This is a genomic window from Longimicrobium sp. (assembly GCA_036387335.1).
Lineage (GTDB): Bacteria > Gemmatimonadota > Gemmatimonadetes > Longimicrobiales > Longimicrobiaceae > Longimicrobium.
Genome location: DASVTZ010000213.1, coordinates 1 through 5,754, shown reverse-complemented (window position 1 = coordinate 5,754; position 5,754 = coordinate 1). Strand labels below are relative to the sequence as shown.

General features: G+C 73.5%; 3 protein-coding genes. All 3 read right to left on the bottom strand.

The window, feature by feature from the left end:
• Nucleotides 1-191: 191 nt before the first annotated feature.
• Nucleotides 192-1,913 (bottom strand): M28 family peptidase, encoded by a 1,722-nt coding sequence (locus VF647_21605; protein HEX8454691.1) that lies wholly within the window; start codon nt 1,911-1,913, stop codon nt 192-194.
• 74 nt (nt 1,914-1,987) lie between these two features.
• Complete coding sequence (locus VF647_21600) at nt 1,988-3,610, bottom strand: S41 family peptidase (GenBank protein HEX8454690.1); 1,623 nt, start codon at nt 3,608-3,610, stop codon at nt 1,988-1,990.
• A 324-nt stretch (nt 3,611-3,934) separates the two neighbouring features.
• On the bottom strand, nt 3,935-5,754 hold a 1,820-nt coding region (locus VF647_21595; GenBank protein ID HEX8454689.1), incomplete at its 5' end, for a hypothetical protein.

Sequence of the window (5,754 nt, the reverse complement as noted above, 5' to 3'; positions counted from 1 at the left end):
AGGGCGGGTGAGGGGGAGAACTGCAGCCCGCGCTGCACCGATCCCGTAGCGCCCGTGCCCCGCCCTGCACCGCGCCTTCCCGCCGGGCGAGACCGCTTCAGCGGTCTTCCCGTAATTCCAGCCGGGGGCTTTAGCCCCCGGCGATGCGCGACCAACGATTCATCCCCGCGCTTCAGCCCCCCGCCAGTCTGCTACTGCTGGCAGCGGCCGTACGGATCGGGCTTCGGCTTGTCGACCACCGGGCGCGCGTCGCGGTTGGCGACGGCCTCGGCCACGGAGCCGATGAAGCGGCTCACGCGGGCCAGCTTGTCGAAGTCGATGTACTGCGGCTCGTCGGTCAGCATGTGGTAGTCCGCGTGGCCGCCGGTGGTGAAAAAGGTCACCGGAATGCCCCAGCGGGCGTAGTTGTAGTGGTCGCTGCGGCAGTAGATGTTCGCCTCGTGCTTGTCGGCGTCCATCGAGTAGTCGAAGGTGAAGCCGTGGCTGCCCGTGCGGTTCACCTCCTCCACCAGGTCGCCCAGCTGCGTGGAGAGCCGGCGCGAGCCCACGAGCTGCAGGTAGCCCTGCCCGCCGCCGCGCTCCACGTCGTCGGCCCGGCCGCGGCCGATCATGTCGATGTTGAGCTGCGCCACGATGGAGTCGCGCGGCACCGTGGGGTGCTCGGTGAAGAACTGCGAGCCGAACAGGCCCTTCTCCTCCGCCGTGTGCCAGACGAAGAGGATCGAGCGGCGCGGCGGGCGGGCCGCCAGCTGCTGCGCGATCTCGAGCACGCCCGCGCTGCCGGAGGCGTCGTCGTCCGCGCCGTTGAAGATCGAGTCACGACGCGCCGGGCGAATCCGCCGCAGCGAGTCGATCCCGGCGCGGAGCTGCGCCACCTCGGCCGCGTTCAGCTCCTTCGGCTGCCCCTCCGCGCCTTCGCGGCGGAAGAGGCGGTCGTAGACGCGCACGGAGTCGTGATCCTCCGCGTGCTCGGCGATGCCCACGTGGTCGTTGTGCGCGCCGATGGCCACGTACTGCCCGCGCAGCCGCGCGTCCGTGCCGGGGAGGATCGCCACGACGTTGCGCGCCGGGAAGGCCGTGCGCTGCTCCAGTGCGCGGAAGCCGCCGGTCACCGTGCGCCCGCCCGCCGCCGCGGCGCCGGGCTGCAGCGAGGTGAGCGGCGCGCCCAGGAGCCGCTCCGCCGCGATCGAGGTCACCAGCATCACCGGCGGGCCGCCCTGCCGGCCCCCCTCCGCGGGAAGCACCAGCTGCTCCTCGCGCAGGAACCCCACGAACGGCGGCGGCGACGCGTCCAGCGTGGCGATGGCGAGACCGGCGGCACCGGTGTAGCGCGTCATCGGCCCCTTCATCCAGATGCGGAAGTCGGGGCGGCCGTTGGGCGCCATCGGCGCCGCGAATACGACGAAGCGACCGCGCGCCTGCTCGGGCGTGATCGCCGCGGAATCGCCCCAGCGCCCGCCGTACACCACGGGCGCGGCCTGCGCGGCGAGGGTGGTGGAGACGTCGAAGAAGCCCTCCACCTGCGGCAGCGGCGCGAAGTCTTCCCAAAGCTTCAGCGGGTTGCCGCCCTGCGGCGTGAACGACGACTGCGGGTCCACGGTGCGGCGCACCATCGGCACGGTCTGGAAGAAGGTGCCGTTCTCCCCCGCGGGGCGCAGCCCGATCCGCCGCGCCTCGGCGGCGATGTAGTCGGTCCCCATCACGTTGCCGCGCGTGCCCGCGTCGCGCCCCATCATCGAGTCGTCGGCCAGGACGTAAACGCGCGTCATGGCGTCGTCGCGCGTGATGGCGGCCGTGGTGGGGCGCGGCGCGTGGCGGGCGGGACCCTCGCCCGGCGCGGTGCGCTGCGCCTGCGCAACCACCGGCGCGGCGGCCAGCGCCAGGGCGGCGCCCGCTGCCATTCCGAATCTCATCTTCACTCGATTGCTCCTGGAGGGAGTGTGGAAAGGGGCCGCGCCGATTCGGCCGGCCCCCAATGGTTACCGTTTCAGCGCCCGCCGCCAGCCGCGCCGGGTACGCGGGCGAGTGCCTCCTGCTGGGTGCGCGCGCCGCGAAGCACGCGAAGCGCCGCCTGCAGCTGGCTGTCGCGCGGCACGGTGAGGAGGAACGACGCCTCCTCGCCCAGCGCCAGCGACGTCACGCGGTCGGCGATGAGACGGTCGATCAGCGGGAGCCCCGCGTTCCAGACGGCGCGGTCCACTGGCGCGCCGCGGGCGACGAGGCGCTGGAAGAAGGCCTCGCGCCACGCCGGCGTCACCGTGAAGCCGCGCTGCACCCCGGCGCGCGCCCACTGCAGACTGAGCTCGGTAAGCACCTCGTTGATCACGGAGGCGCGCCCGGTGAGCGCCTGCACCAGCGCCCGCTCGCCGCCGCCCAGCGTGTCCGGCCGCACCACCAGGTCGGGGGTGATGCCCCCGCCGCCGCGCACGACCCGCCCCGCGTCCGAGCGGAACTCCGGGAGGCGCGAAAGCGCGGAGTCGGAGGGCGGCAGGGTGTCCGGAAGCAGGCGCCCCGTCTCCGACACGCGCCGCTCGCGCTGGATGGAGCGCCCGCTCGGCGTGTACCACTTGGCGGTGGTCAGCTTCATCGCGTAGCCATCCGGCAGGGGGAAGAGCTCCTGCACGAGCCCCTTGCCGAACGACGGCGTGCCGATGACCACCGCGCGATCGTGGTCCTGCAGCGCCCCGGCCACGATCTCCGATGCGGAGGCGGATCCGGCGTCGGTCAGCACCACGATCGGCTCGCCGGAAGCAAGCGGCCCGCCCTCGGAGCGGTACACCTCGGCGGGACGGTCGCGGTAGCGCACCTGCAGAATCTCCTGCCCGCGCGACAGGAAGAGGTTGGAGATGCGGATCGACTGCTCCAGGCTTCCGCCGCCGTTGCCGCGCAGGTCCAGGATCAGCGACTTCGCCCCGCCCGCCCGAAGCGCCGCAACCGCGCGCGTGACCTCCTCGGCGGACGCCTCGCTGAAGCGGTCGAGCGGCAGGTAGCCGACGCCACCCTCCAGCACCGTGGCGTACGCCACCACGGGGATGTGCACGATGGCGCGCGTCACCTCGCGCACCACGGGCTGCTCGCCCGGGCGCATGAAGGTGACGTGCACGGGCGTTCCCGGCGTCCCGAGCACGCGCGAGGTCACGCTGTCCAGCGGCAGCCCGACGACGCGGTGCCCCTCGACGGCCAGCACGCGGTCGCCCACGCGCACACCGGCGGCGGCGGCGGGGTTGCCGGGGTAGACGCGGGTGATGATGGTGGTGTCGCGGACGCGCTCCAGCAGCATCCCCAGCCCGCCGTAGCCGTTGCGGAGCCCTTCGCGCTGGAAGGCCGCCAGCTCGCGCGGCGTGTACAGCTCCGCGTACGGATCGCCGATGCTGCGCAGGAGCCCCCGCGCCGCCTTCTCGTACAGCGAGTCTTCGGGAACGGAGTCCACCCCGCGCTGCGCGATGCGGGTGAGCACCTCGTAGAAGAGGCGCTCGCCATCGTTGGCTTGGCGCTGCAGCATGAAGCCGCCGGCCAGCACGGGAATGACCAGCCCGGCCACGGCGCTGCGCAGGAAGGTGAGGCGCGCTGCGCGGCGCGGGTCGTCGGAACGTCGGGGATCGCGGGCCATCTGCGCTCGTCGCGGCGGGTGTGCGCGCCCCCCTGGCGGCGGCGCGGCGGTGCTCCGGGTGAAGCTGCCCTTCTGCGTACAAGACACAGGCCAGCGCGGTTCCACCAGGGGTGAAATTTTTAGCACCCGGGGGTGGAATGCAAGGGGCGAGGGGGTGAGGGTTGGGTTAGGGGAGGGCCCCCTCCCCCCGGCCCCCTCCCCCGCCTGCGGGGGCGCAGGGCGGGTGAGGGGGAGAACTGCCCTCCTCGTCGCCCGATCCCGTAGGGGCGCGATTCATCACGCCCGTGTCACGGGCGTGCGACGCAACCTGGCCGCGCCCGAGACCTACAGGTCCGGGAGCAGCGAGATCCCGCCGGAGGGGAGCAGGGGGACGGTCGCGCGGGGAGGCATTCGAAGGGAACGCGGCAGGCGGTTCCACTGTTCCCGCGTGAGCACGGAGCGTACGACGTCGAACCCGCCGGTGAGCAGCGTCTGGGCCTGCTCCAACGGCTCTGGAGAGCCGGGTGTCCGTGTGGAATCGGCGGTGGCAAGGCCGGCGAGGCTGGCCGCGAGCGGGGCGATGCGCGACGCGATGGAATCCGCTGCGCTCCGCAGTTGCGCCGCCTGATCGGGGGTGAGTCCCACGCCCCTGACCCGTTCGTGCTCCAGCACGAGCGCCGGGACGTTGCGCCAGCGCTTGAGGATGGCGGCCTGGATCTCCGCGGGGCTCATCGACGCCTGCATCGTCGCCACCGAGGAGGCCAGCGCCTGCGTCGCGGGGTCCGCACCCAGCGTGAACCGGGCCTGGATGCGGAGCGAGAACGGGACGCGCGGGGAGCGGGCGGGGGTCACGCCGAAGCCGGGGTTCACCTGGTAGCGAAAGGCGCGCGCGTCCGGGTCGAAGCCAATGACGCGAAGCAGCACCGGGTCCGGCACCGCCTCCTGCCCCCAGCCGCGCAGCTTCTCGCCGCCGTGGATGAGCTGGTCGAGCGCCGCGGTCACGTTCTGGGCGGAGAGCGAGAGGGTGCCACGCGGCTTCCTGCCGACCCGCGGAGTGAGGTTCAGCTGAGCGTCCAGATACGGGCTCCACGGCGTGCGGCAGCCGTTGCGGTCCGCCACGCGCCCCGCCTGGCGGAGGAGACAGGCTCTCGTGGCCGAGGGGGCGCGCTCCAGCAGCTCCCGCATCCCCGTGTCTCCCCGCGGGTCGAAGACGAAGGCGCGGTCGTTCGCCAAGCCATCCCCGTTGACGTCGCTCGCCACGAGGGGCGTGTACGGGGTTCCCGAGACGACGCGTCCCAGCACCGCGAGAGTCGCCCACGTCCGCAGCTTTCGCTGCAGCAGAAGCTGGAAGGCGTGCCGCTGCTCGAAGTCGGCCGCGGCCCACTCGGCGATCCGCGGGTCCGCGGACGTGGTGGGCGCACCTCCGCCGGGCCCCGCGAGCCCCGTCGCCAGGTCTTTCGAGCGCGAAAACGTGTAATACACCTCCACCAGCCCTCCGCCCATGAGGCGCGCGGCCCCGAACGAGAGCTGCTCCGCCGCCGACCGCCCGCGCGAGCCCACCTCACGCACGACGGCGAGGCGGTCGTCGAGGCGCGAGTGCCCCGGCCCGACCTGCCCGGAGGCCGGGTCGATCAGCTCGGCGGGGACGTACACGGGGCGCCCCCCTTCGGCCGCGAGATCAAAGTACCGGACACCGGCGAAGTTGAGGTCGGTGGCGAGCGGCAGGCCGCGCCCCCGGCTGACGGAAACCGCCGCCTCCAGTGTGGTCTGCGTGGGCTTGTACAGCCAGTTCGCCTCGAGCGAGGCGTGGCGGACCAGGGGGGGCGCGTAGCTCCGCGCGAAGCCGGTGGCTCCCGGACGGCCCGCCGCCTGATCGCCGCCGGCGCACCGGGAGGGGATGGCTAGAGGATCGCTCAGGAACTCCGTCCACGTGGCGCGGGGCACGTCGGCACCCACGCACACCACCTGAACCACCGGGCTCGCCGGGCCCGCGCCCGCCAGCAGCCCCGCGAACGAGCGTGTGGGCGCTCCGGCGCGGAAGTCCCCGGCTCCACCGCGCAACAGCCAGTCCGACGACGGCGTGGACCGAATCCAGGTGAAGCCCGCGCGGGGGCTCACGCTCCACGCGGCCGCGGGCGCGGGCCGGAGCGCGAACGGCACGCCCG